The organism is Kineococcus gypseus (assembly GCF_050871305.1).
Lineage (GTDB): Bacteria > Actinomycetota > Actinomycetes > Actinomycetales > Kineococcaceae > Kineococcus > Kineococcus gypseus.
The window spans coordinates 1-24700 of sequence record NZ_JBJLRD010000058.1 but is presented as its reverse complement, the minus strand read 5'-3'; the positions used below and the strand labels follow the sequence as shown (position 1 = coordinate 24700).

At 71.3% G+C, this 24700-nt stretch carries 21 protein-coding genes, 1 tRNA gene and 1 pseudogene; 13 read left to right on the top strand and 10 right to left on the bottom strand.

The window, feature by feature from the left end:
* Nucleotides 1–197: 197 nt before the first annotated feature.
* On the top strand, nt 198–962 hold the full coding sequence (locus ACRYMN_RS17990; RefSeq protein WP_432498054.1) for a carbonic anhydrase: 765 nt from the start codon (nt 198–200) through the stop codon (nt 960–962).
* Between the two features lie 30 nt (nt 963–992).
* On the opposite strand, the gene ACRYMN_RS17985 is transcribed toward ACRYMN_RS17990, so the two are convergent.
* Nucleotides 993–1730: a GntR family transcriptional regulator gene (locus tag ACRYMN_RS17985; protein WP_432498051.1), complete on the bottom strand. Its 738-nt coding sequence runs from the start codon at nt 1728–1730 to the stop codon at nt 993–995.
* Between the two features lie 141 nt (nt 1731–1871).
* On the opposite strand from ACRYMN_RS17985, the gene deoC reads away from it, so the two are divergent.
* Nucleotides 1872–2696 (top strand): deoxyribose-phosphate aldolase, encoded by an 825-nt coding sequence (gene deoC, locus ACRYMN_RS17980; RefSeq protein ID WP_432498049.1) that lies wholly within the window; start codon nt 1872–1874, stop codon nt 2694–2696.
* 66 nt (nt 2697–2762) lie between these two features.
* Nucleotides 2763–3323, top strand: a complete 561-nt coding sequence (locus ACRYMN_RS17975; protein ID WP_432498046.1) for a DHCW motif cupin fold protein — start codon at nt 2763–2765, stop codon at nt 3321–3323.
* A 49-nt stretch (nt 3324–3372) separates the two neighbouring features.
* On the opposite strand, the gene ACRYMN_RS17970 is transcribed toward ACRYMN_RS17975, so the two are convergent.
* Nucleotides 3373–4029 carry a response regulator transcription factor gene (locus ACRYMN_RS17970; protein ID WP_432498043.1) on the bottom strand — a complete coding sequence of 219 codons (657 nt, stop codon included), beginning with the start codon at nt 4027–4029 and terminating at the stop codon, nt 3373–3375.
* Between the two features lie 99 nt (nt 4030–4128).
* On the opposite strand from ACRYMN_RS17970, the gene ACRYMN_RS17965 reads away from it, so the two are divergent.
* Together ACRYMN_RS17965 and ACRYMN_RS17960 are read left to right on the top strand one after the other, a co-directional pair.
* Nucleotides 4129–6309, top strand: a complete 2181-nt coding sequence (locus tag ACRYMN_RS17965; RefSeq protein WP_432498040.1) for a sensor histidine kinase — start codon at nt 4129–4131, stop codon at nt 6307–6309.
* Nucleotides 6306–7262, top strand: a complete 957-nt coding sequence (locus ACRYMN_RS17960; RefSeq protein WP_432498038.1) for a class I SAM-dependent methyltransferase — start codon at nt 6306–6308, stop codon at nt 7260–7262. The genes ACRYMN_RS17965 and ACRYMN_RS17960 overlap by 4 nt, the downstream gene beginning before the upstream one ends.
* Nucleotides 7263–7338: 76 nt before the next feature.
* Here ACRYMN_RS17960 and ACRYMN_RS17955 read toward each other — a convergent pair whose 3' ends face one another.
* A complete protein-coding gene (locus ACRYMN_RS17955; protein ID WP_432498035.1) occupies nt 7339–7755 on the bottom strand; it encodes a nuclear transport factor 2-like protein in 417 nt (138 codons plus the stop codon).
* A 116-nt stretch (nt 7756–7871) separates the two neighbouring features.
* On the opposite strand from ACRYMN_RS17955, the gene ACRYMN_RS17950 reads away from it, so the two are divergent.
* The gene (locus ACRYMN_RS17950; RefSeq protein ID WP_432498032.1) at nt 7872–8486 is read left to right on the top strand and encodes a DinB family protein; all 615 of its coding nucleotides are present in this window, start codon (nt 7872–7874) and stop codon (nt 8484–8486) included.
* 43 nt (nt 8487–8529) lie between these two features.
* Here ACRYMN_RS17950 and ACRYMN_RS17945 read toward each other — a convergent pair.
* The 5 genes and pseudogenes from ACRYMN_RS17945 to ACRYMN_RS17925 all read right to left on the bottom strand — a co-directional run.
* Nucleotides 8530–9234: pseudogene (locus ACRYMN_RS17945) on the bottom strand (acetamidase/formamidase family protein); the annotation flags it as partial.
* Nucleotides 9235–9540: 306 nt separating this feature from the next.
* Entirely contained in the window at nt 9541–10785 is a 1245-nt protein-coding gene (locus ACRYMN_RS17940) for a PP2C family protein-serine/threonine phosphatase (protein WP_432498029.1), read from the bottom strand.
* Nucleotides 10786–11131: 346 nt separating this feature from the next.
* Nucleotides 11132–14572 carry an Eco57I restriction-modification methylase domain-containing protein gene (locus ACRYMN_RS17935; protein WP_432498027.1) on the bottom strand — a complete coding sequence of 1147 codons (3441 nt, stop codon included), beginning with the start codon at nt 14570–14572 and terminating at the stop codon, nt 11132–11134.
* A gap of 390 nt (nt 14573–14962) precedes the next feature.
* The gene (gene cutA, locus ACRYMN_RS17930) at nt 14963–15325 is read right to left on the bottom strand and encodes a divalent-cation tolerance protein CutA (RefSeq protein ID WP_432498025.1); all 363 of its coding nucleotides are present in this window, start codon (nt 15323–15325) and stop codon (nt 14963–14965) included.
* Entirely contained in the window at nt 15322–15933 is a 612-nt protein-coding gene (locus ACRYMN_RS17925; protein WP_432498022.1) for a helix-turn-helix transcriptional regulator, read from the bottom strand. Before ACRYMN_RS17925 ends, cutA begins: the two co-directional genes overlap by 4 nt.
* A gap of 145 nt (nt 15934–16078) precedes the next feature.
* Here ACRYMN_RS17925 and ACRYMN_RS17920 point away from each other — a divergent pair, with 145 nt between their 5' ends.
* From ACRYMN_RS17920 to ACRYMN_RS17895, 6 genes are read left to right on the top strand one after another with little or no spacing between them, the layout of a single operon-like run.
* On the top strand, nt 16079–16468 hold the full coding sequence (locus ACRYMN_RS17920) for a hypothetical protein (RefSeq protein ID WP_432498020.1): 390 nt from the start codon (nt 16079–16081) through the stop codon (nt 16466–16468).
* The gene (locus tag ACRYMN_RS17915; protein WP_432498017.1) at nt 16465–18174 is read left to right on the top strand and encodes an FtsK/SpoIIIE domain-containing protein; all 1710 of its coding nucleotides are present in this window, start codon (nt 16465–16467) and stop codon (nt 18172–18174) included. Before ACRYMN_RS17920 ends, ACRYMN_RS17915 begins: the two co-directional genes overlap by 4 nt.
* Nucleotides 18171–19772 (top strand): replication initiator, encoded by a 1602-nt coding sequence (locus ACRYMN_RS17910; protein ID WP_432498014.1) that lies wholly within the window; start codon nt 18171–18173, stop codon nt 19770–19772. Before ACRYMN_RS17915 ends, ACRYMN_RS17910 begins: the two co-directional genes overlap by 4 nt.
* An 18-nt stretch (nt 19773–19790) precedes the next feature.
* Complete coding sequence (locus ACRYMN_RS17905) at nt 19791–19994, top strand: excisionase family DNA-binding protein (protein WP_432498012.1); 204 nt, start codon at nt 19791–19793, stop codon at nt 19992–19994.
* The gene (locus tag ACRYMN_RS17900) at nt 19994–21205 is read left to right on the top strand and encodes a site-specific integrase (RefSeq protein ID WP_432498009.1); all 1212 of its coding nucleotides are present in this window, start codon (nt 19994–19996) and stop codon (nt 21203–21205) included. The genes ACRYMN_RS17905 and ACRYMN_RS17900 overlap by 1 nt, the downstream gene beginning before the upstream one ends.
* Before the next feature lie 53 nt (nt 21206–21258).
* Entirely contained in the window at nt 21259–22641 is a 1383-nt protein-coding gene (locus ACRYMN_RS17895; protein ID WP_432498007.1) for a Fic family protein, read from the top strand.
* 260 nt (nt 22642–22901) lie between these two features.
* Here ACRYMN_RS17895 and ACRYMN_RS17890 read toward each other — a convergent pair.
* Together ACRYMN_RS17890 and ACRYMN_RS17885 are read right to left on the bottom strand one after the other, a co-directional pair.
* Nucleotides 22902–22978, bottom strand: a tRNA-Pro gene (locus tag ACRYMN_RS17890).
* Between the two features lie 155 nt (nt 22979–23133).
* Nucleotides 23134–24054 (bottom strand): metallophosphoesterase, encoded by a 921-nt coding sequence (locus ACRYMN_RS17885; RefSeq protein ID WP_432498005.1) that lies wholly within the window; start codon nt 24052–24054, stop codon nt 23134–23136.
* Between the two features lie 63 nt (nt 24055–24117).
* Between ACRYMN_RS17885 and ACRYMN_RS17880 the strand changes: the two genes are divergently transcribed.
* Entirely contained in the window at nt 24118–24579 is a 462-nt protein-coding gene (locus ACRYMN_RS17880; protein WP_432498003.1) for a GatB/YqeY domain-containing protein, read from the top strand.
* Nucleotides 24580–24700 lie beyond the last annotated feature (121 nt).

Genomic DNA, 24700 nt, shown 5'->3' with positions numbered 1-24700 from the left:
GGGATGTATTTTTAGTGTTTTTTTTTTTATTTGTGGAGGGGCGGGGGGGGGGGGGTGGGGTGGTGGGGGGGGGGGGGGGGGGGGGGGGGGGGGGGGCCCCCCCCCCCCCCCCCCCCCCCACCCCACCGCGCGGAACCCCACCGCGCACGAGATCCACGGCGGTACGCCCGTACCGCGACACGCAGGAGGACGGAAGCATGGACACCCGGAACCCCACCCGCGACGACGCAGCGAGCACCAGCAGGCGCGGGGTGTTCCGCTGGGGAGCGGCGGCGCTGGGCGGCGCGGCGCTGCTGGGCGCCTGCGGCACCGACACCCCCAGCGCCGCAGCGCAGCCGGGAACCCGCCCGGAGCAGGTGAGCGACCCGCAGCAGGCGCTGGAGCTGCTGCGCGCGGGCAACGCGCGCTTCGCCGCGCACCCGCAGCAGCACCACGGCACCACCCGCGCCCGCCGCGAGGCCCTGGCCGAGGGCCAGCACCCCTTCGCCGCGGTGCTCTCCTGCGCGGACTCGCGCGTGGCCCCCGAACTGGTCTTCGACCAGGACCTCGGGGACCTGTTCACCGTGCGCACCGCCGGGCAGGTCATCGCCGCCCCGGTGCTGGGCAGCGTGCAGTACGGCGTGGAGCACCTGCACACGCCGCTGCTGGTGGTCCTGGGCCACGAGCGCTGCGGGGCGGTGAAGGCCACGCTGGAGGCCATCGCGACGAACTCGCCGGGCTTGGGCACGGCGGTGGACTCCCTCGTCGAGGCGATCCGCCCGCCGGCGCTGGCGGCGATCGAGGCGCTGGGCGCGCACGCCGAGCCCGAGGCGCTGCTGGCTGAGGCGGTGCGGCGCAACGTGCTGGCCCAGGTCGCCGCGCTCGCGGCGGACCCGGTGCTCGCGCACGCGCAGGCCGGCGGGCACCTGCGCGTGGTCGGGGCCACGTACGACCTGCACGAGGGCACCGCCACGTTCCTGTGACGGCGCCCGCGGGCGGACGGCACCCGAACCTCAGCGGCTCGCGCCGGCCTCGTCGTCCCCGGCGACGGTGAAGGCCGCGTCGAGGGCGTACCGGTCCCCCGCGTACCTGCTCACCGTCAGCTCCACGGGACGGCCCTCGCCGTCCAGGACGGTGCGTTCCTCCACGAGGACCGCCGAGCCGGCCGGCACCTGCAGGAGCCGGGCGGTGGGGCGGTCCGCGCGCTCGGCGCGGATGCTGGAGGTTCCCGTGGTGGGCGTGCGCCCCAGTTCGCGCATGCGCGCGTGCAGGGAGGTGGTGGTCAGGTCTGCGTCCAGGACGGCGCCGAGCTCGCCCGGCAGCACGGTGCGCTCCAGGGCGATCGGCACGTCGTCGCCCAGGCGCACGCGCTGCAGGTCGACGACGGAGGACCCGGCCGGCAGCCGCAGCCGCTCCAGCTCGTGCGCGCCACCGGCGCGCACCTCGGCGGCGAGGACCCGCGAGCTCGGGCGCACCCCCTTGCGGCGGGCCTCGGCGCTGAAACCCCGCAGGCGCTCGACCCGGCGGTGCGGGCGCGGGTCGGCCACGAAGGTGCCGCGGCCGGGCGAGCGGTAGACCAGGCCGTCGTCGGCCAGCCGCTGCACGGCGGCGCGCACGGTCATCCGGCTGACGGAGAACTCCTCGCACAGCTCCGCCTCGGAGGGCAGCAGCTCGTGCGGCTGCAGGTGCGCGATGCGCGCCCGCAGCGAGCGCTCGATGTGCACGTAGCGCGGCAGGTGCTCCTCAGCCACGCGGGTGGTGTCCCCTCACGCCGCGAGCCTAGCGCCGCGCCGCCCGCACCGGGGACGGCATCACCTGTCCATATGTCTAGACAACTAGACGGCCGTGGTCCTACCGTCGCAGGACCACCCCCACGACGAGAGGACCCGGACGTGAGCACCCCGACCAGGACCCCCGCGCACGGCCCGTCGAGCACCCCGGCGCACGCCCCGGGACCCCGCGGACGCGCCGTGCCCGAGCGCCTGCGCCCCGAGGACGTCGCCGCGATGATCGACCACTCCCTGCTGCGGCCCGAGCTGACCGACGGCGAGGTGGCGGCGGGGTGCGAGCTGGCGCGCCGGCGCGGCGTCGTCTCCGTGTGCGTGCGTCCCGCCGACGTCGCCCGCGCCCGCGCCGCGCTGGACGGCAGCAGCACCCGGGTGGGCACCGTGGTGGGTTTCCCCCACGGCGGTTCCACCACCGCCACCAAGCTGCTCGAGACCGCCCTGGCGCTGGACGACGGGGCCGTCGAGGTCGACCTGGTCGTGGACCTCGGCGCGCTGCGCAGCGGCCGCGACGAGGTCGTGGGTACCGAGGTCGAGCGGGTGGCCGACCTGACCCACGCGCGCGGCGGCCTGGTGAAGGTGATCCTGGAGACCGCCCACCTCGACGACGGGCAGGTCGTGCGCGGCAGCCGCCTGGCCGAGCGGGCCGGCGCGGACTTCGTCAAGACCTCGACCGGTTTCGCGCCGGCGGGCGCCACCGTGCACGGCGTCCGCCTCATGGCCGCGGCCACGTCCCCGCGCACCGGCCTGAAGGCGGCCGGCGGGGTGCGCACCCTGGACCGGCTGCTGCAGTTCGTCGCCCTGGGCGTCACCCGCTTCGGGGCGACGGCCACCGCGGCGATCCTCGAAGAGGCCGCCGAGCGCGCCGGCGGCGGCACCCTGAGCGTGCCCGCCGCGCCGCTGGACGACACCGCCGCGACCGGCGGGTACTGACCACCCCGCACCACCACCGCACCACCCCGCACCGATTCCGCCACCGCGCCCGAGGAGGGACGACCCGTGCTGCACCTGCTCCACGACCACCAGCTCGACCTGCGCGAACGCCTGCGGGAGGCCGAACGAGCGCGCCTGGGGCGCGAGCTGAGCGCCGCGCGCCGGCGCGACCGCCCGGTGCGCTGGAACCCGCTCGCGCGGCGGCGCGCGATCCCCGGCGGGCCCGCCGCGGAGCTCCCGCGCGAGCAGCGCGTGCCGGCGCCGGCGGCACCCGTCGAGGACGCGTGGTCGTCGGTGCGCTCCAGCATCGAACCGCTGACGGTGCTGCCGTGGGAGCGGGTACCGCGCACGGTGCGCCCCGGCGCCACCGGGACCGCGACGTGGCGCGAGCGCCGCGCCGGGCCGGTGCGGCTGCGGATGGTGGAGTACAGCCCCGGCTACAGCGCCGACCACTGGTGCGAGCGCGGCCACGTCCTGCTCGTCCTGCACGGCAGGCTGACCACCGAGCTGAGCGACGGGACGCTGGTGAACACCCGCGCCGGGGAGAGCTACCACGCCGGTGACGGACCCGCCTCGGCGCACCGCTCGAGCACCACCTCCGGCGCGCGCCTGTTCGTGGTGGACTGACCCGGGACCCCGGAGGAGAGCGGTGCGGCGCGCCGCCCCGGCGCCGGGTTCAGGCCTCGGCGAGGTGCAGCAGCACGGCCTTGACGCGGCGGTGCACCTCGGTCTCCTCGGCCAGGCCGAGCTTGGCGAAGATGCCGTTGATGTGCTTCTCCACCGCGCGCACCGTCAGGACGAGGGTGGCCGCGATCGCGGGGTTGTCCTTTCCGGTGGCCATCTGCGCGAGCACCTCCTGCTCGCGCGGGGTCAGGACGTCCAGGGACGAGCGGGCGGTGCGCGCGCGCACGAGGGCGTCGACGACCTTGGGGTCGACGACGGAACCGCCGCGCGCGGTCGCCCGGACCGCCTCCAGCAGCACCTCCGGGTCGGACATGCGTTCCTTGAGCAGGTAGGCGCGTCCCCGCGAGCCGTCCTCCAGCAGGGCCAGGGCGAACTCGGGGTCGTCGTACTGGCTGAGGACGACGACGCCCGTGGCGGGGTGGGCCCGGCGCGCCCACGCCGCGGCGCGCACCCCCTCGTCGGTGCCCGTCGGCGGCATGCGGATGTCGGTGAGGAGCACGTCGGGGCGGTGCTCGTCCACGGCCGCGACCAGGGCGTCGTGGTCGGCGCACACGGCGACCAGGTCGACGTCCTGCGCGGCGCCGAGCAGGGCCCGCAACCCCTCCCTGGCCAGGAGGTCGTCCTCGGCCAGCACCACCCGGATCGCCACGCGCGCATCCTAGGCACCGCCGGCGCGGCGGGACGCGCCCGCGCGCACGAGCCCGGGTCGCGCAGCGGCCCGGCGGACCCCCGGACAGGGAGGAACCCCGTGGACGCCCGCACCGCCACCCCCGCACCCCGCCCGGCGACCCGGCGGCGCTCGGCCCTGCTGGTCGCCTGCGCGGTGGTGCTGGTGGCAGTGGCCGGCGCCACCGCGTCGGCCGGGACCCGCGGCGACCTGGGTTTCGTGCTGGCCAGCCTGGCGGTGGGGGTGTCGTTCGCCCTGGTGGGTTCCCTGCTGGTGGGGCTGCGGCCGGGCAACCGGCTCGGACCCGTGCTGCTGGTGGCCGGATCGGCGCTGGTGGGGGGTTTCGCGCTGCGCGGCTACGCGGTGCGCGGTCTGGTGCTGGAGCCGGGTTCCCTGCCGGCGCCGGAGGTGGCGGCCTGGCTGGGCCTCGCGCTGGACCCCTTGTTCTTCCCCGTGCCGCTGGCGGTGGTGCTGCTGCTGTTCCCCGACGGGGAACCGCCCTCGCGGCGGTGGCGGCCGGTGACGGCCCTGGCCGCGGTGGTGGTCACCGCGCACGTCGGCGTCCTGCTGCTGCGCGACGGGCCGCTGGAGGACGAGACGCACCGCTACCGCGTGCCCTGGTCCGGTCCCCTGCCGGTCGCCGCCGGGGACGTCGCGGGGGCGCTGACCCTGCTGGGCATCTGCCTGCTGCTGGCCGCGGCCACCTCGCTGGTGGCGCGGTACCGGCGCGCCGACGCCGACGGGCGCGGGCGGCTGCGCCCGCTCGCCCTGGCCGCCGGGAGCGCGGCCGCCGCGCTGGTGGTGCAGGGGTCGGCGCCGCAGGGGTCGGCGCTGGAGGACGCCGGGCGGTGGGCGTTCGTCGCGGCGGTGACGGCAGGGTTCCCGCTGGCCCTGGCCGTCGGGGCCCTGCGGTACCGGGTGTGGGAGCTGGACCGCGTGCTGGTCGCCACGATCGTCCACGGCGCGCTCGCCCTGGCGATCACAGCGGTCTACGTCGGCGTCGTGGTCGCGGTCTCCGCCGTCGCCGGGACCGGCGCACCGGCCCCGCAGCTGCTGCCCACCGTGCTGGCCACCGCGGCGGTGGCCGCGGGGTTCGCACCCGCCCGCGACCGGCTGACGCGCTGGGTGCGCCGCGCGCTGTACGGCGTGCGCGCCGATCCCTACCGCGCGCTGGCCGCGCTGCCCCACCAGCTCGCCGAGGTCCCCGACGTGGAGGAGGTGCTGCCGCGCACCGCGGAGGTCCTGCGGGCCGGGCTCGGCGTCCCCGCCGCGCGCGTGCGGGCGTTCACCGCGGGGGACGGCGGGGTGGGCGGCGGGGTGGACGGCGGGGTGCGGGTGGTGGGGGTCGCGTGGGCACCGCCCGGCGCGGACGGCGCGGACGGCGCGCACCGGCCGGCGGGTGCGGGCGGGGAGGTGCTCACCGTGCCCGTGCGCCACCTGGGGGTGCCCGTCGGCGACGTCGCGGTCGCCGCCTCACCGGACCGGCCGCTGAGCACGGCGGACCGCCGCCTGCTGCACGACCTGGCTGCGCAGGCGGGCCCGGCGCTGCGCGGGGCGGCGCTGACCGCCGAGCTGCGCCGGCAGCTGCAGCAGATCACCGAGCAGGCCGAGGAGCTGCGGGCCAGCCGGGCGCGCATCGTCAGCGCCCAGTCGACCGAGCGCCGCCGCCTCGAGCGGGACCTGCACGACGGCGCGCAGCAGCAGCTCGTCGCCCTCGGGGTGCGCCTGCGGGCCGTGCTGGACGCCGGCGACGCGGCCGCGACGGCCGCCGCCGTGCAGCGCTGCCTCGACGACCTCGGCACCTGCCTGGACGACCTGCGGGAGCTGGCGCGCGGCATCCACCCGCCGGTGCTGGCCACCCGCGGGCTGGTGGCCGCGCTGCGCGGGCGGGCGCGCACCGCCGGCGGCCGGGTGCGCGTCGAGCCGGGCCCCGGGGTGACGGGGACGCGCTGGCCGCCGGACGTGGAGCTGGCCGTGCACTTCACCTGCCTGGAGGCCCTGCAGAACGCCGCCAAGCACGCCCCGGGCGCCGGTGTCGTCGTCGCGCTGGAGCGCGACGGGGACGACCTGCTCTTCAGCGTCACCGACGACGGCCCGGGGTTCGACCCCGCCCGCGCGGGTCCCGGGACGGGGCTGCTGGGCATGGCCGACCGCGTCGGCGCGCTCGGCGGCTCGCTGGAGGTGCTCTCCGCGCCCGGCGCGGGCACCCGGGTGCGCGGGCGGGTGCCGGCCGCCGCGCCCGGCGCACCGCCGCACCCGTGACGACCGACGACCGACGACCGACGACCGGGGAGGACACCGTGGAGGGTTCCGTGGAGGGTTCCGTGGAGGGTTCCGTGGAGGGTTCCGTGGAGGGTTCCGTGGAGGGTTCCGTGGAGGGTTCCGCTGGGGGTTCCGCGGAGGGGTCGGGTTCCGTGGCCGTGGGCGGGCCGCCGTCGTCGGCGCGCGCGCTGTGGTCTCGGGGCGACTTCCACCGCATCGGCGTGACGCAGCAGGTCGTCGGCGAGCTGCTCGTGGCGGACCTGCACGTGCACACCGGTGAGCGCGTGCTGGACGTGGCCGGCGGCACGGGCAACACCGCGCTGGCGGCGGCACGTCGCTGGGCCGACGTCACCTGCACCGACGCGGTGCCCGAGCTGCTGGCGATCGCCCGGGAGCGCGCCACCGCCGAGCGGGTGCCGCTGCGGGTGCGGGTGGCGGAGGTGGAGGACCTGCCGTTCCCCGACGGCGCGTTCGACGTGGTGACCTCCACGTTCGGGCTGATGTACGCGCCCGACCAGCACCGCGCCGCCGGCGAGCTGCTGCGCGTGCTGCGCCCCGGCGGGCGCCTGGGCCTGACGGCCTGGACGCCCGGCGGGTGGTGCGGGCAGCAGGCCGCGCTCAGCGCGCGGTACCTGCCCGCCGAGCCCGGCCGGGCGGCGCCCACCGCGTGGGGCGAGCCCGCCCACGTGCGCGCGCTGCTGGGCGACCGGGTCGAGGACCTGCGCGCCGTGGCGCGCCGCAGCGCGATCACCGCCGCGAGCACCACCGAGCTGTTCGACCTGTGGCTGCGCTGCGCCGCCCCCCTGGCGGCGTTCTTCGACGCGCTGGCACCGGAGCGCCGCCCCGACGCGCGCCGCGAGTGGATCGCGCTGGCCGACCGGTTCGACGGCGCCGGGGACGGCACGTGCGAGATCGCGGCGGAGTACCTGTCCGTGACGGCGGTCAAGCGCTGAGCTGCGCTCCCCCGCGCCCCGTGGTGCGGCCCCGGGCGGCGAGCGCGCCGGGGCGGCCGCGGACCGCGGAGGGGGTTCAGGCGCCGGGGCGGGCCCGCCGGCGCAGCACGGTGGAGTTCAGGTACAGGCGCACCTGCGAGATCGCCGCGCCGTCGAGGTCGTGGACCAGGAAGAACGGCGTGCGGGTGCCGGCCTCGTCGTCGACGTACTCGCCCTCCAGGAACGCCTGGGCGTCGGTGACGGCGAGGGAGCGCCCCACCGAGCGGGCCTCGAAGAGCTCGCCGTGCAGCGCGTCCACGTGCCGGCGCACGGCCCGCCTGCCCTCGAAGCGCTCACCGCTCTCGGTGTCGACCCACACGACGTCCTCGGTGAGGAAGCGGGTGAAGTCGCCCCCGGAACCCATCGCGTCGAAGTGGTCCTGCATCAGCCGGCCCGCCGCAGCGGCCCCGGGTGCGGTCCTGGCCCGCGTCGTGGTCCCGGTCGTCTCGGACACCGTCGTCCTCCCCCCGCTCGCGCTCCCCTCCCCCCGCTCCTGCCGCGAGCATCCTCCCCGGGGGGCGGACGGTCCAGCGTCACCCGCCGGGACCGGCGGGGTGCCAGGCTGGTCCGGTGACCAGCGACGCGCACGACACGATCGACGAGGCCGGCGACGAGGCGAAGTCCGACCTGCACCGCTACCTGCAGGAGGGCCGCGAGGCGCTGCTGTGGAAGCTGGAGGGGCTGGACGAGCACGACGCGCGCCGCCCGCTGACGCCCACGGGTACGAACCTGCTCGGGCTCGTCAAGCACCTGGCGGGGGTGGAGGCCGGGTACTTCGGGGAGGTCTTCGGGCGCCCCTCCCCCGAGCCGCTCCCCTGGCTCGACGAGGACGCCGAACCGAACGCCGACATGTGGGCCACCGCCGAGGAGTCCCGCGAGGACATCACGGGGCTGTACCGCCGGGCCTGGCGGCACAGCGACGCCACCATCGCCACCCTGCCGCTGCACGCGCGCGGTCAGGTGCCGTGGTGGCGACCCGGGAGGCGCTCGGTGACCCTGCACCGGGTCCTCGTCCACGTGGTCGCCGAGACCCACCGCCACGCCGGGCACGCCGACCTCGTGCGCGAGCTGATCGACGGCAGCGCCGGGTTGCGCGCGTCGGGTTCCAGCCTGCCCGAGGGGGACGCCGCCTGGTGGGCCGCGCACCGCGCGCGGGTGCAGGCGGTCGCCGACTCGCTGCGGTGAGGGCGCCGTGGACGCGGCCGGTGACGACCTGCGTGCGGTCCACGACCTCGGCGTCGTGGTGGTCCACCGCGATCGAGGCGAAGGAGTAGGCCTCGGGGACGGTCAGGCCCTGGGTGGTCACCAGGAAGTCGACGGTCTTCTCCACCGCCACCCGCACGGCGCGGTCGAGGTCCCAGTGGATGCCCATCACGATCCAGTGCGTGTCGTCCTCGGCCCACGGCAGTCCGGTCTCGGTGTCCTTCACCAGCGTGGTGCGGAAGTCGCCGACGCAGGAGTGCTCGACGGCCGTGCCGCTGACCTCGCCGTCGCCCCGGGCGCTGTGCGGGTCGCCCGTGAAGACCTGGCCGCCGGGCTGGAACACGGGCAGGTACAGGGTCGAACCGGAGCAGAGGTCGCGCACGTCCATGTTGCCCCCGAAGGTGCACGGCGGGGTGGAGCTCTGCACCCCCGTGACCGGCGGCGGGGCGTCGTCGGTGGTGCCGATGAAGACCCCGCTCCCGGGGGCGACGGCGATGGTGCCGGGGAACGGCCGGGCCGGGACGCGCAGGCCGTCGGAAGACTGGACGACCTGCTCGCCCCCGCGGCCCGTGACCCGGTACACGTGGGTGCGCACGTCCGGCCACACCCCGGCCGGCACGTCCGGCGGGATCTCGGCGGGGACGTCCAGGCCCGTGTCGCCCGGCTCCGCGCCCTCGACGTGGACGGGCCCGGTCAGCACGTGCCCCCCGTACTGCCTTCCGGACGCCATACGCTCGGCGCGGGTCTCCCAGAACCCGACGGCGTCGGGCAGGACCGCCTCCGGTCCGGCGCCGAAGGCCGCGAAGTACTCGGCGGGGTGGACCTCCTGGGTGGCGCCCTGGTGGGAGAGCAGGTCGACGCGGACGGTCTGGCCCGAGCGGATGGTCAGGGCTGGCTCCCAGCCGATCGGGACGCCGCCCCGGTGCAGGTCCTCGGGCGTCGCCTCGAGGTGGTGGTCCCGCCCGCGGCCCCACCCGTCGGGGCGCCCCCGACCGGCGGGCGGCTGGAGCCGGCCACCCGCGCGGTGGGGCGCCGCTCAGGCGTCCCGGGCGGTGGAGGCTCCCGCGCTCGCCGAGCGGTGGTCGCCGGCGCCGTTCCAGCGCAGGCACAGCGCGGTGGCGTCGTCGGAGAGCTCCTGACCCTGCACGGCGTCCTGCACCGCCGCGGTGAGCACCTGCATGAGCTGGCGCGGGTGCGCGTCGCGGTGCTCCACCAGCAGGCCCGGCAGGTCCACGCCGGCGGCGTTGCGCTCGAGCATGCCGTCGGTCAGCAGGACGAGCTGGTCCCCGGGCCGCAACCGGAAGCGCTGCACGCGGTACCCGGCACCGGGCAGCACCCCCAGGGGCAGGTCGGCTCCCAGGCGCACCTGGCGCACCCGCCCGTCGCGCACCAGCAGCGGCAGCGGGTGGCCGGCGTTGACGGCCTGCACCTCCCCCGTGGACAGCTCCACGGCCAGCAGCAGCCCGGTGACGTACCCGAAGCCGCCGCGGTGCCTCGTGAGCGCCTCGGCGGCGGTGTCGGCCATGCGGGCCAGGTCGTGCCCGGCGCGGCGGCTGTTGCGCAGGCTGCCCACGGTCAGCGTGGCCAGCATCGCGGCGTCCACGTCGTGGCCCATCGCGTCGGTCATCGACAGGTACAGCCGCTCGGCGTCGAGGGCGTAGTCGAAGGTGTCCCCGCCCACGGTGCTGGCCGGTTCCAGCCAGCCGGCCAGGGTGAACTGCCCGGCCTCGCAGGTGAAGGAGTCCGGCAGCAGCCGGCGCTGGATCTCCGCGGCCAGCGAGACCGGCCGCGAGCGCTGGCCCCACTCGTACAGGTCGGTGTGCCGGCGCTCGGTGGTGACCACGTAGGCCAGGGCGTGCGCGGCGGAGGCGAGCAGGGCGGTGGTGCCCTCGTCCGGGTGCTCGGGCAGGACGAGTTCCAGCACCCCGACGACGTCACCGCGAGCGGTGACCGGGGCCAGCACCCGCACCGGCCCGCCGCCCTCCCCGCCGTCGCCCCGGGGGACGACCTGCACCCGCTGCTCGACCACGACCCGCTCGTACGGCAGCACCGCGTCGTCGAGGGGCACCTGCTCGGCGCCCTCGCGCCGGGGGCCCTCGGCCCCGGACGGCGTCAGCCGCACCAGGGTCCTGCCGGCGAAGTCGGCGATGAGGAAGCTGACCTCCTCGGCGCCGACGCGCTCGCTCAGGCGCTGGGCGAACACGTCGACCGCGGCCACCGGCGACGTCGCCTCCACGGCGTCCAGCAGGCCGTCCAGGCCGATCTCGTGGCGTTGCGTCAAGACCTCACCCCGGTGCAGCGCGGACCCCTCGACGAATCGCCCGGCCGACCGCAGCCGCACGGCGGGAGCGGTCGCGCGGTCGGGCGCGGTCACGAGCAGGGGCCCGGCACCGCTCTCGCGGTGCCGGGCCCCTGCTCGTGCTGGTCGGGGTGACAGGATTTGAACCTGCGGCCTCTTCGTCCCGAAGCTTGGCCAACGCGGTCATAGCTGTTGCGGTAGCCAAGCCGCCCGTGCGAGTAAGTCCACCGCAGTCCCCGCAACTTCCCGACGGTTGTCACGCAGATTGACACGCACTGAGGGTCTCTGAGAGAGCGCCCTTGCCGCCGTGCCGTAGCACCAGCCTGGCCTAGAAGAGCACATCATCCTCACTGACCTCCGTATGCCGTGATCTGCGAACGCTTCGACCGATCCGGCGCCTCTGAGGTTCAAAACTGGCCGTATCAACACTCAAGGCACGGAGTGCAGCTTGATCGAGAGAATCGGCACGCGCTTTGGCTTCCTCTAACGGGGACTCAGAGCCGTCGATTTCTTCGGCGATCTTGATGACGGCTTGCTGCACGTCACTCTGCTCATCAAAAGCCGGGATGGGAAGGCGCCTAAGCGTGGTGGGCGAGATAGCAATTGAATTCCCGTAACTCTCAAGCAAATCTTGCAAGGGAGTGCTATTTATCATCGCGCAGAGGTAGAGTGCCTCAGCCTTCGAGGGCACTGAGCAGAAGAGCAACTTGTGATCGATCAAGGGGGCAGTTTTGCGCCCCAACTCGAAGTCGTATCGAGATTCAACAAGTGCAGCAGCGGGACGTTGCTGCTGTTCACGCACCACCACAAGGTGCTCACCATGCATGTAGGCCAGAGGTCCATCTACGCGACACCAGTCGTCACCATCCATCTTCCATGAACGCGTGGGGGGGGTCCGGCGGCGCGCTAAAGAGTCCTTATGACGTCGGAGCCAGTTGCGCGCAAGCGGATACTTATCCCTGAAATCCTCGGCAGTCAGAACTCGACTGAGATCATCGGGGTTATGCGGCAGGATGAAGTACGTGGAAGGCTGCGCCCGCCACGCTTGGACGTCTCGCCCGCGCAGGAGGGGGTATAGCAATTCCAACTCGACCCTTCCACGCTTCCCCTCTACGTCCTTATCCCTACCGGCCGAGGGAATATTTACAATGCTCGATTGCTTACGCTGGCGATCAACCTGCGCGAGGCGCACGAAATAGATCCCATTGGCGCCACGCGTATCGAGCCCCTTGCCGAACTCCCACGAGTTTGATCCGCCCTCAATCAACTCGGGAGCTCCTGCTTCCTGGAATAACCAGGCAGACGTAGAGACGGAGGGAGTAACGGGCCGATAGGTGCCGCTCTTCTCCTCCAGCCCTCGCCTTACCTCTGCCCACGTTCCAGTTCCCAAGCGCCCCCCTGCGCGAGCCCATCGGGTTCCTGGCGTGGTCGCACCTTGAACATTTCCGCGTTGAGCTGCAATAAACACTGGGCGATTTGCCGCGGCTGGAGCGAAAGGCTGAATGGTCGCCCAGTCATCGACATGCCTAATTGCAAAAGGAATATCGATGGAATCGCCGCCGCGGTCCGCAACCGCTGGTCGCAGGCGAAACTGTCGATAAGCACGTCCGCCGGGATCCGCAGTTAGCAGTGAGTCGGGAGTCAGTAGCCCCACATATCCGTCATCGCGCACGTATCGATCGAGCGCCACCGCAAAGACTAGAGTTGCAAGATCTGTGCTAGCCAGAGAAAAGGGGGCTCCCGGCTCCTTAGGAACTGCCCACAAACCATACCTGCGCCAGACACGCTCACTGGCGCGCCGCCACGTGTTAGGCAATCTAGTCCAAGTAAGCCACGGGGGGTTGCCCACCACGACATCGAAGTGGCCGGCGAAGAGCGGGGCGAATGCATTCTCGATAATGCGCGCCCAAACGCCGTTGCGACCCTCTACCGCTAGAGAGGCGAGCTGACTGAACAGTACGCGCGCCACTTCTTTTTCGTTGTTCCAGTCGAAGCGAGGGGAAGTGCCCTCCATTTCATTTGCTACATCCTGGAACTCTCCTTCAAATGCGTGCATGAAGTCATCGGCAGCACTACGGGCACGAGTACGGCGGGCTGACGTAGAGGTCCCCGCTGATTCGACATCCTTCAGCGGCTCCTCAAGTAAGTGCCTAAGGCGCCCGAGGTGACTTGATCGAGTCATGCTCAAGGGAATTGGGAACGGCTCATCCAAGCTGGTGATGACATGCCTGTAAATAAGTCCATCGAGATCCCCGAATGTCCCCTGCGCCGGAGGCGCATCTGGAACAATGAGGCTGTCGGCATGCCAAATGGGAATCGTCAGGGCGCCGACTGAAGCCAAGCTTCCGAGTGCAATAACGTAATTGACTCGGGCGGCAATGACCGCAACTGGGTTTATGTCCACCCCACACACCTGATTAAGGGTGTTTTGCACATCATCGACGGTTGCCGCTGTTGATTGCAAAGCGCGTAGTCTCGGCGTCAGAATGGGGAGCAGGAAGGTTCCCGTACCACACGTCGGGTCTAGGATTCGGCCTGTCTTCAGCGGGGCACCGATGCTTTCAAGGCGCTCTAGGCAGGCTTGCGCAAGCCAAGTAGGCGTCAGAAACTCCCCCAGCGCCTTACGCAGCTGTCGGGGGATGAGGGATTGGTAAAGGTCTCTCAATACATCGCCAGCTGGCGCAGGACCGAAAACTACGCGAGGGAAGGCAAGATTGTCGATTGAAGCAAGTACATCGCTGATTGCGGAAACCAAGTCATAGTTTGACTCAGCCTGCGTGCCCCACCATGAGAAAACATCCGCCTCGAAGAGGTTGGCTACTTCTAGTCCCCCCGGCGACTCCCCGGCTTCAAGCCGTCGAAGCCGGCTTACCAACTCAGCACGATTAAAGCTCCGCCAAGTGGTAGGACGCGCATCCACATCATTGGCACTTGTGGCCAGTAACTCAACGGCAATCAGTCGAGCGACGAGAGCAAAGTAGGTATGAAGAGTGTAAAGAAGCTCTCCTAATGTTCGGTCGGACGGGACGTCGTATGCCTCTTCGATATGACGTACGAGTTCCCCGTCGGCACTCCCCAAATCGCCATAAACGACATCCAGTGCGCGTCGCCATTCCTTGTACAGAGTGTCAGCTCGGTCACCCGCCGAACGAGACGCGAGAGCTTCAGCCAGGACGGCCACGGTTCGGCGAGCAGTAGCGCTAGTGGGCCCGAAGGCACCCGTCAGAGTTGCAGGACTAACGGGCGTCTTGTTGTGAGAGCCGATCAGCTCGAGAAATTGCCGACAGGCCCCTGAAGAATTCTCTCGCCATACGAAGTGGTCACTGCTACTAGTTGGCGCGACAGTGAAGAGGTCTTCTTCCGCTCCAGCTGGGTCTACAATGAGGAAGCCCCACTGTTGTCCATCAGACACAACAGCGCTAAATGCGTCACCAGCGCTCGTCTTCTCGCGGATCAACTGCAGATACTCGAGCGCCTGCTCCGCTCCATGTTCCCGCCGACTGGCATTCATACTGAATTCCCACTCGACGACGACACCGCCATACAGGCGATCGTAGTAACGTCGCTTCCCGCCAGTGGCGATCTGACGACCTGACGAGGTGGAGTCGCTCGAAAGACCATAAAGATCAAGAATTGCGTCCGAGATCACCTGATGGACATGTTCACGCAGCTCCATCTCATTAGTAGCAATCGCGGCAGCCTTGGTGAACGCATCACTGAGCGTCACCGACCACTCTTCAAGGTCCTTACCAGGCATAATCAGCGACACCTATTCCTGCTGCTAGACAGTGCGCTACTGGCGCATGGGTCGAGCCTAGTGCGCAGCACCCACACACCCGTGGCCAGCGCATGTCGGTGCGAAGTCCGCACTAGCAGTCGCACGCCTGGAGCTCACTGTTGCATCGGCAAGGCATGACCGGGTAGCAGGAGAGCGGCGCAAGCGTGGTGCTGATGGCCTGTAGGCGTTGCCGGGCACTGACGACCGACTCATGGCTCAAGATCAATCCTTGGCTCTGGCGAGTGCACGCCGAAGCTCGCCATCGCTCAGGCCGGTGGGTGCGGATGGGGGTGCGCGCCGGGCCGCTAGGCCCAAGCGCGGGGGACCCCATCCGCACCCACCGGGTTGCTCGCGCCGAAGGCGCGCTTGATCCCCTAGAGGTCAATTCGGCAGTGCGGCAGGGCGGTCGGCCGGCTCGCGGGTCTCGGCGACGATCCAGTCCAGGTAGGCAGGGTTGCCGGCGACGAGCGGGGTGGCGATGACGCACGGCACCTCGTACGGGTGCTCGGCATTGGTGCGCTCGATGACCTCAGGCACGAGCGAGGTACGCGTGTGCAGCGCGACGCGGGTCTCGGTCTCGTCCTCGATGGCGTCCTGCCAGCGGTAGATGGACCGGATGGGCGTGAGGTTGTGCCCGCACGCGACGAGGCGGTCTTCGACCAGGCGTCGGGTGAAAGCGGCCATCCACTTGGCGTCGGGGCCGGTGATGATGACCTCGCAGCACTCGTCGGGGTCGGTTCTCACGCTGCTGCTCCCTGCTTTTTCAGCTCGTCGATGAGGGCCATGACGTCCTCCTCAGTGCGGGCGATGGCGCCCAAGCCGGTCATGACGTCGCCGTCGTGGCTTTTGCCGACCCAGCGGCCGGCCATGCGCCGGCCGTGGGTGTGCAGCACGAAGTACATCGTTCCCTTGGAGCGCACGGCGGCCTCGTTGCCGACGTACCAGCCCATGAGCACGTCGTCGTCCCACAGGCGCAGCTCGCCCTGCCAGGTGTAGCCGCCCTCCTCCAGCGGCGTGCCGCGGGTGACCGTGGCGACCTGGTAGGTGTCACCCTTGAGGGGGCGGATGGCGATGCGCTGCGGGTTGATCGTCTCCCTGCCGTCCTGCCAGGACTGCCAGCACGCCCACCACTCGCCCGTCAGGTCCGGGCGGTGCGACTCCTCGCCGGCCAGCTCGTCCACCGTGATGCCCAACGCCCGTGCGATGGACCGCGCCACGTTGAGCGCTGGTTGGGTCTCCCCCGCCTCGTAGCGGCGGATCTGTCGCTTGTCGACGCCCACCCGCTCGGCCAGCTCGGCTTGGGACCAGCCGAGGGCATTGCGGTGCGTGCGCATCACCTCCGGCATCTCCATGCCTCCATCGTCAGGGGACGCTCCCGCCCTCCGCAACGGACGCTTACGCCCCTTAGAGGACAGATGCTGCCTTGACAGGGGCACATTAGTCCGCAATGGTGCAGACACGTTCCACAAGGGACGGATAAGTCCCCTAGGAGATCCCATGCCCAGCTATGCCGTGGACAGCACCAAGCAGCCAATGATCGCCACGGGCGTCGTCGGGGTCGTGCCCGTGTGGGTGGAGCGGCCCGACGGTGGCCGGCGCCCCACCGATGAGCAGGCCCGCGACGAGGACACCGGCATGCCGCTGTGGACGGTCGAGGTGATGTACCAGCAGACGTTGTTCAACCGCGTCTCCTCGGTGACGGCGATGGTCACCGTCCCCTCGGTGCAGGAGCCGAAGCCCGCCATGCTCACGCCCATCACCTTCGAAGGGCTGCGCGTCGACGTCCGGCTCACCAAGGCCAAGCAGCTCATCGAGTCGTGGTCCGCCGACGGCCTCGTCGGCACTCCCGCCACCGGCCGCGCCTCCAAGACGGGTGAGGCCGCGTGACCGCCCTGCGCCTGCTCGGGCGCCTCCTGGTCGTCGGGCTGCTGTGGGGCGCGCTGCGCTGGCTGTGGCGGCACCGTCGGTGGTCCTTCCGGTGGGCACTGCCCACGGCCGGGGCCTGGTACCTCAACCACGGCGACGTGGCGCTGCTCACCGGCTCGGCGGCCCTCGCCCCCGCCTTCCTCTCGGGCGTGTGGTCGACGTTCTGGCCCACCTCGTACCGGCGCCTGCTGTCCGGGCCGTGGCGTCGCTGGTGCCGGCGGCGCTGGGCCCGGCGTTCCTGGCCGGCCATCGCCCGGGCGTGTGGCCTGAGCGAGCAGGTGACGTGCGCACCGCCGTGGTGGGTCCTGCTCACCTCGTCGCAGGCGGCCAAGCCGGAACGTCGGTGGGTGGACCCGCAGCTCATCGCCGCCCTCACCTCGGAGAGCACGCTGACCCTGCGGGTGCAGGCACGGCTGGGGCAGTCCGTCGAGGAAATCGTCACCGCCGCGCCCAAGCTGCGCGACGCCGCCCGGGCGGAGTCTGTCCGTTGCGTCCAGCACAGCCCCTCCGTGCTCGACATCGTGCTCACCCTCGTTGACCCCCTCGCCGGCACGCGGAACTCCGCACCGGCAGCGGGGGCGGCCCCGGGCGTGTCCCCGGCAACCGCCTCGCTCGTCAAGAGCCAGGCCGTCGTCGGCGGCAGCGTCGTCCTCGGACGTGGGGAAGACGGCACGGACGTCCGGGTGGACCCCGTCGATCCGTGGCACATCGCGGCGCAGGGCGCGACGCGCTCCGGCAAGTCCGCCCTGTCGTACACGCTGCTCGGTGGTCTGGCGTACCGCGCCGACGTCCTGGTGTGCGGGGTCGACCCCTCGGGCATCCTCCTCGGCCCCTGGCAGCACGGACGCGGCGGAGCGTGGATCGCCACCGGCACGAACGACATGGAACGGGCCGTCGACGCCCTGCACGGGATCGTCGTCGAGATGGACCGGCGCATCACGAAGCTGGTAACCGAGGGCCGCGACAAGTTCGACCGGTTCGACGCCGCCTGCCCGCTGCTGCTCGTCGTCCTGGAGGAGTACCCCGGCACCCTCTCGGCCGCCCGGTTGCAGGACGACGCCGAGGGGCGGTCGGCGGGTCAGCGCATCACGCCGAGGATCGAACGCGCCGTCGGCCGCCTCGTGAAGGAGGGCGCCAAGGTCGGCATCCGCATCGTCTTGCTCGCCCAGCGCATGAGCGCCAAGGCCGTCGACACCGACGACCGCTCGAACTTCGGCCTGCGCATCACCCTGCGCGTCGACAACGGGGACGCCGTGGGCATGCTCCACGACGGCCCCGCCGCACGCGGCTACGTCGAGGTCGCCCGGCAGTTCCCCGCCGGCATGGGCCTCGTCGAGGGGCCGGGTCACCCGTTGCAGCGGTGGCGGGCCGACTTCACCGAGTACGCCGCCTACCGGGCGTGGGTCGCCGACGGCAGCGAAGTCACCCGGTCCGTGCCGGGCGCCCTCGTCGCTGCGCCGGCACCCAAACCTCAGCCGGCCACCGAGACCGACGCGGAGAGCGAGGAGTTCCCGCAGCAGGAGGCGACCGTTCGTGCGCCCCGCGCACCCCGGTCCCCTCGGGCACCGCGCAAGCCCCGCGCTCCGAGGGCACCCCGCGCACCTCGTCAGTGGGCCGCACCGTCGGACGACGAGGCGGCGAACCCCTCCACGGGTGATGCCGCGTGATCGCCGAGAGCGGTGTCGTCGTCACGACCGAGATGGCGCTCACGCTGGCTGAGTCGGCAGGAGTGTGCGTCCGTCCGCTGCTGCGGAAGGTGACCGACCGCGCCACCGGAGACGTCACCTGCGTCCCGATCCCGTGCGGTTCCACCCGGGAGTCGAAGTGCCCCGCCTGTGCGGCCAAGGTCCGGCGCCTGCGCATGCACCAGTGCCGCGAGGGGTGGCACCGCACCGACGACCCGCTCGAACTCCTCAACCCGGCCGAGGCTGAACTCCCCGCTCCCGAGGGCGTCCCGGGCGATGAGAGCGATACAGACGACGCCGAGGAAGAGGCGGAGGAGGGCGAGGAACGCCGCACCCGGTCGACCCGCCGGCGTCAGGACGTTCCCGACCTGCCCCGGGTTCCGATGGAGCACCGCACCGTCGGCCGCACGTTCCGTGACGCGAAGACCGGTCGCGTCTACCAGCCGTCGATGTTCGTCACCATCACCTTGCCGTCCTACGGCCGGATCGTGCCCGGACGAGGTGTTCCCGAGGACCCGCGCAGTTACGACTACCGGCGTGCCGCGCTGGATGCTCTCCACTTCTCCAAGGTCGTCGACCGGTTCTGGCAGAACCTGCGTCGGGTCGCCGGGTACCGGGTGCAGTACTTCGCCTCCGTGGAACCGCAGAAGCGGCTGGCGCCGCACCTGCACGCCGCCATCCGTGGCGCCATCCCTCGCGCCACGCTGCGCCAGGTCGCGCGGGCCACCTACGTCAGCCTGTGGTGGCCCCCGCACGAGGTGCCGGTCCACACCGACCCGAACCGGATGCCGACGTGGGACCCGACCGCCCGCCGATACTTGCACCCGGACACCGGGCGACCCCTCACGAGCTGGAAGCAGGCGCTCGACCGCCTGGACGACGAGCTCGCCATCGACCCTGCGACGAAGCCTGCCCACGTCGTCCGGCTCGGGAAGCAGATCGACGCCAAGGGCCTGCTCGGTGGAACACCCGACGCCGACCGGGCCGTGCGCTACCTGTGCAAGTACCTCACCAAGGACGTCGCCTCCACCTACGCCGCTCCCGACGGCGAGGTGGACGACGAGTACGAGGCGCACATCGACCGGCTCTACGCCGAAGTGCGGTACCTGCCGTGCTCCCCGTCCTGTGCCAACTGGCTGCGCTTCGACGTCGAGCCGCAGAACCCCGGCCCCGGCATGGTCCCCGGTCGCTGCCCTTCCCGGGCCCACGACCGGGAGCACCTCGGCCTCGGTGGTCGTCGCGTGCTGGTCTCCCGCCAGTGGACCGGCAAGACGCTCACCGAACACAAGGCCGACCGCGCCGAGGTCGTGCGTCAGGCCCTCGAAGCCGCCGGCATCGACCCGCCTGAAGCGCGCCGGGCCGCCGCCGACGTCCTGCACACCGACGGCCGCCCCCGCTACGTGTGGGAGGACGTGCCGCTCGAGGAACGCGACTACGCCACCGTCATCGTCGCCTCCATCGCCGAGCACCGGCGCTGGAAGGCCGAACACGAACACGCCAAGACGCTCGCCACCCGCCGGGCCGGCCCACCCGCCCCTGTGGACGACCGTTCGGCAACCTCCGCGCCCGGCGCGGCCTGACACCCGAGGAGGAACCCCGTGCACGCCCCGCAGACCACTCCCCCGCCCGTCCGGCTCCTGTACCGAGTGCAGGACGCCGCCGACGTCCTCAGCCTCAGCCGCAGCGTTGTCTTCGAACTGCTGCGCTCTGGTCGGCTCCGTTCCGTGCAGGAGGGCCGCACCCGCCTCATCCCGTACGAGGCGCTGCGCGAGTACGTCGCCTCCCTCGAGGACGTCGCCTGATGCCCACCCGACGCGGACGCGGAGAGGGTGGCCTCCACTGGGACGACAAGCGCCAGCGGTGGATCGCCACCGCCAGCCTCGGCTTCACCCCCGCCGGCAAGCGCATCGTCAAGCGCGGCAGCGGCAGGACCAAGACCGAGGCACGGAACAAGCTGAAGGAGGTCCTGCGCGACCACGACGACGGCCTCGCCATTGCCCCGAGCGACTACACCGTCGCCCAGGCCGTCGAGGACTGGCTTGCCTACGGCTTGCACGGGCGGTCGGAGACCACCGTGGTCACCAACCAGATCCTCGCCCGCGCCCACGTCATCCCCGAGCTGGGCGCCCGCAAGCTGCGCGACCTCAGCGCCGAGGACGTCGACCGGTGGCTCGCCCGCAAAGCGGAGACGCTGAGCACCCGCACGCTGCAGGGCATCCACAGCTGCCTCAACCGGGCGGTCAAGAGGGCGATGGCCCGAGACAAGGTGAAGCGCAACGTCGTGACCCTGTGCAGCGTGCCGCAGGGGCGCGGCGGCCGGCCGTCCAAGGCCCTGACCCTCGCCCAGGCCGAGGCGGTGCTCCGCGCCTGCGAGACGACCCGCATGCGCGGCTACGTCGTGCTGTCCCTGCTGACCGGTGCGCGCACCGAGGAGCTGCGGGCGCTGCGCTGGGACCACGTCGACCTCACCGGCCGCCCCGACGCCTCACCTCCCGTGCCGCCGCACGTCGCCGTGTGGCGGTCCGTCCGCGCCGGCGGCGACACCAAGACCCGCAAGTCCCGCCGGACCCTGGCGCTCCCCCAGCGCTGCGTCGAGGCGCTGCACGCTCAGCGGGCCCAACAGGAGCAGGACCGGCTGACCGCCGGCACTCACTGGATCGAGACGGGACTCGTCTTCACGTCAAGGGTCGGCACCCCGCTCGATCCCTCGCACGTCCGCCGCGACTTCCGGGCCGCCATCGCTGCTGCTGAGGGCGTCGACCCGGCCGAGTGGACCCCACGGGAGCTGCGGCACAGCTTTGTCTCGCTGCTGTCCGACAGTGGCGTCCCGTTGGAGGAGATCTCCCGGCTCGTCGGTCACAGCAGCACCGCCGTAACAGAGCTGGTCTACCGAAAGCAGATTCGTCCGGTTGTGCAGTCCGGCGCCGTGATCATGGACCGCATCTTTGCCCCCGATCCGGGCGCTACGGATCTTCCGATGGGGTACTCCAATCTTCGGACCCCAGAGTCATGATCGTTTTTCAGCAACGCACCACATCAAGCCGCATGACCTGCTAGAACGGGATGATGAACGAGGAGTACCTCAACTCAGAGATTCGACTGCGCGGAACCCCCTACCTAATCGGTGATGACAAAGGATCACAGAAGAGGTTGGAAAAAATCTGGCACAGATCTCGCGCCATACACGATCAAGCTGAGTGGATCGGTCGGGAGATTCGCGGCGATACCCAGAAGGTTTTTTCAGATTTTGGGCTTATTGTTCGAAGCGAACTCGTCGCCGAATCCAACCGAATCGAAGACTACGACTGGACTACAGATCAAGTCCGGCAAGCAGTGCTTGCAAACAAGGAACTACTAAATCTGCCGGTGCACGCATTCATGGAGAGCTTGCGCGCAGACCCGAGATTATACGAAGCGCTGGGTCTTTTCAAAGCGCAGGATTTGGCCGACGAGTGGGCGACCGACATAGATCGACCGCGACCTCGCCAACATGAAGTACGGCAACTTCATGCAGTCATTACGGCGGGTCACGCCTACGCGGGGCGATACAAGATCGCCGATAATTCCATTAGTGGAGCCAAGCACCAGCCTCCGTCTCCAGCGGAAGCAGCGGAAGGCATGCGCCTACTATGTGATTGGTGGCAAGACGGAACAGGCGACCCTATCCTGGATGCGACGGTTGCCCATGCTTGGCTAGTGCACTTGCATCCTTTTGATGACGGCAATGGTCGCATGGCCCGACTGCTTGCCAACATGCTGCTGTCGCGAAGCGGCTACCCCCCATTAATTGTCACGGCTGATACCGACCGGGGCGAGTACTACGATTGTCTTGCCGTAAGCGACGAGGGCGATATTCTCCCTCTTTATGATCTATTCACTCGAATTTTGCGTCGCACAACCAGGACCATGAGTAATCCAGGATACGTCGAGCAAGTAATCAATACACAGGTACTGAATACCCCCGACGCCCGCTATTCAACCTGGCGCACATTAGTCGAAAAGTTCGAGTACCTCCTCCACGGCTCCCTGGAGGAGCGGGGGTGGCAGGGCCGGCTCCAAGGGTACCCAGACTCCAGCGGCTTTCATCAGTTGGCATCATTGAACCGAGACGGAAACTCGTGGTTTCTTAAAGGCTTTGATGCGGCAGAAGAATCTCAGTGGCTACTGTGGTGGGGATTCAACTCGGACGACTATCGCGCTAACCATGAGGCCGATATTCGATACCCGTCAATTTTCCTATCTCTTAGGGATTTTTCCCCAGAGGCGCACCATCCCTATCGACCACTTTTCGAAGAGACCGCATCCTTCGAAGCCCCTGACGAGGCGGTCCTAACTCCTGGGCGACCTCGGCCGGTGGCGTTGCGCTACGCGGACGGATGGCGGCAACTGTCTCTTCAAGAGGGTGCGGACGCCTGGGCGAGGCACCTCTGCGAGGTGACCAACAGATGACGGTCAACGCATCTCAACATCTAACAAACACCACGGTCTCCAGGCCAGTCACGATGCCGAAGGTCGGCAGCTGCAACGCAACATCGCTCCAGCACCTACCTGAACTAAACGCCCCGGCTTGGTGGACCCCCAGAAGATCCGAGAGTGGGCGGGGGTCCGCCTGACATGCAGTAGGGGTGACAGTCACGCAGTCAGTCACGCACAACGCCAGAGGCCCGGTCCCGCTCTCGCGGTTCCGGGCCTCTGACCTGGGGTCTTGCTGGTCGGGGTGACAGGATTTGAACCTGCGGCCTCTTCGTCCCGAACGAAGCGCGCTACCAAGCTGCGCCACACCCCGGAGCAACCTGGACAAGCGTACCGGACGCGCGGGGGTGCTCCGTACCGGGTTCTCGTACCGGGTTCTCGCACCGGGTCCTCGCACCGGGTTCTCCCACCGGGTTCTCGCACCGGGTTCTCGCACCCGGTCCTCCCACCGGGCGGCGGCGGTGCGCCTCAGCGCACCGGCACCAGCTCCAGCAGCGTCGCCTCCGGCGGGCACGCCACCCGGAAGGGCGAGTACGGGGAGGTGCCCAGGCCCGCGGAGACGTGCAGCCAGGCGTCGTGCCCGCCGGCGGACCAGCGGGAGAGGCCGCTGGCCCGCTCGCGGGGCAGGTCGCAGTTGGTCACCAGCGCCCCGTAGCCGGGCAGGCGCACCTGCCCGCCGTGGGTGTGCCCGGCCAGCAGCAGGGCGGCGCCGTCGGCGGTCATGGCGTCCAGCGTGCGCCGGTAGGGGGCGTGCGCGACGCCCACCGTGAGGTCCGCGTCCGGCGCGGCCGGGCCGGCGACGTCCTCGTAGCGGTCGTACTCCAGGTGCGGGTCGTCCACCCCGACGAGCTCGACGTCCAGGTCGCGCACCGGCAGGCGGGTGCGGACGTTGTCCAGGTCCGCCCACCCGGCGCCGGTGAGGGCGCGCACCAGCTCGTCCGTGGGCAGCCTCACCCCCTCCTCGGACCGGCGCTCGCTGGAGGGCCCGAGCAGGTACGCGCCCCAGTTGCGCGGCTGCGGCGCCCAGTAGTCGTTCGAGCCCAGCACGAAGACGCCGGGGCGGTCCAGCAGCGGGCCGTAGGCGTCCAGCAGCGCCGGCACCGCCTCGTGGTGGGCGATGTTGTCCCCCGTGGTGACCACCAGGTCCGGCTCCAGGTCGCCCAGGGAGCGCACCCACTCGCGCTTGACGCGCTGGGAGGGCACCAGGTGCAGGTCGGACAGGTGCAGCACCCGCAGCGGCGCCGCACCCAGCGGCAGCACCGGCACGACGGCGTGGCGCAGGGTGAAGGCCCGCAGCGCGTAGCCGCTCGCGTACGCCAGGACCCCCGCCCCGGCGAGCGCTGCGGCCCCGGCGAGGGTGGACGCGGTCCTGAGGGCGGTGTGCGGCACCGGCCCATCCTGGCAGCCGCGCGCGCCGGGAACCCGCTGGACGCGGGTGCGAGGATCGGGGGCGTGAGCCTCAAGGACACCCTGCAGACCGACCTGACCACCGCGATGAAGGCCCGCGACGAGCTGCGCTCGGCGACCCTGCGGATGGTGCTGACCGCCGTGCGCGGCGAGGAGGTCGCCGGCAAGGCCGCGCGCACCCTCACCGACGAGGAGGTCGTGACGGTCCTGCAGCGCGAGGCGAAGAAGCGCCGCGAGGCCGCCGAGGCGTACGAGGGCGCCGGGCGCGGCGAGCAGGCCGAGCGCGAGCGCGCCGAGCTGGGCGTCGTGGAGACGTACCTGCCCACGCCGCTGACCGACGAGGAGCTCACCGCGCTCGTCGACGAGGCCGTGCTCATCGCCTCCGGCGAGGGGCTGACCGGGATGGGCGCCATGGGCGCGGTCATGTCGCGCCTGAAGCCGCAGGTGGCCGGGCGCGCCGACGGCAAGCGCCTGTCCACGGCGGTGCGCTCGCGCCTGGGCGCCTGAGGCACGGGGTCGTGGGGGGGGGGGGGGGGGGGGGCGGGGGGGGGGGGGGGCGGGGGGGGGGGGGGGGGGGGGGGGGGGGGGGGGGGGGGGGCGGGGGGGGCGCGGCGGGGCGCTCCGCGCG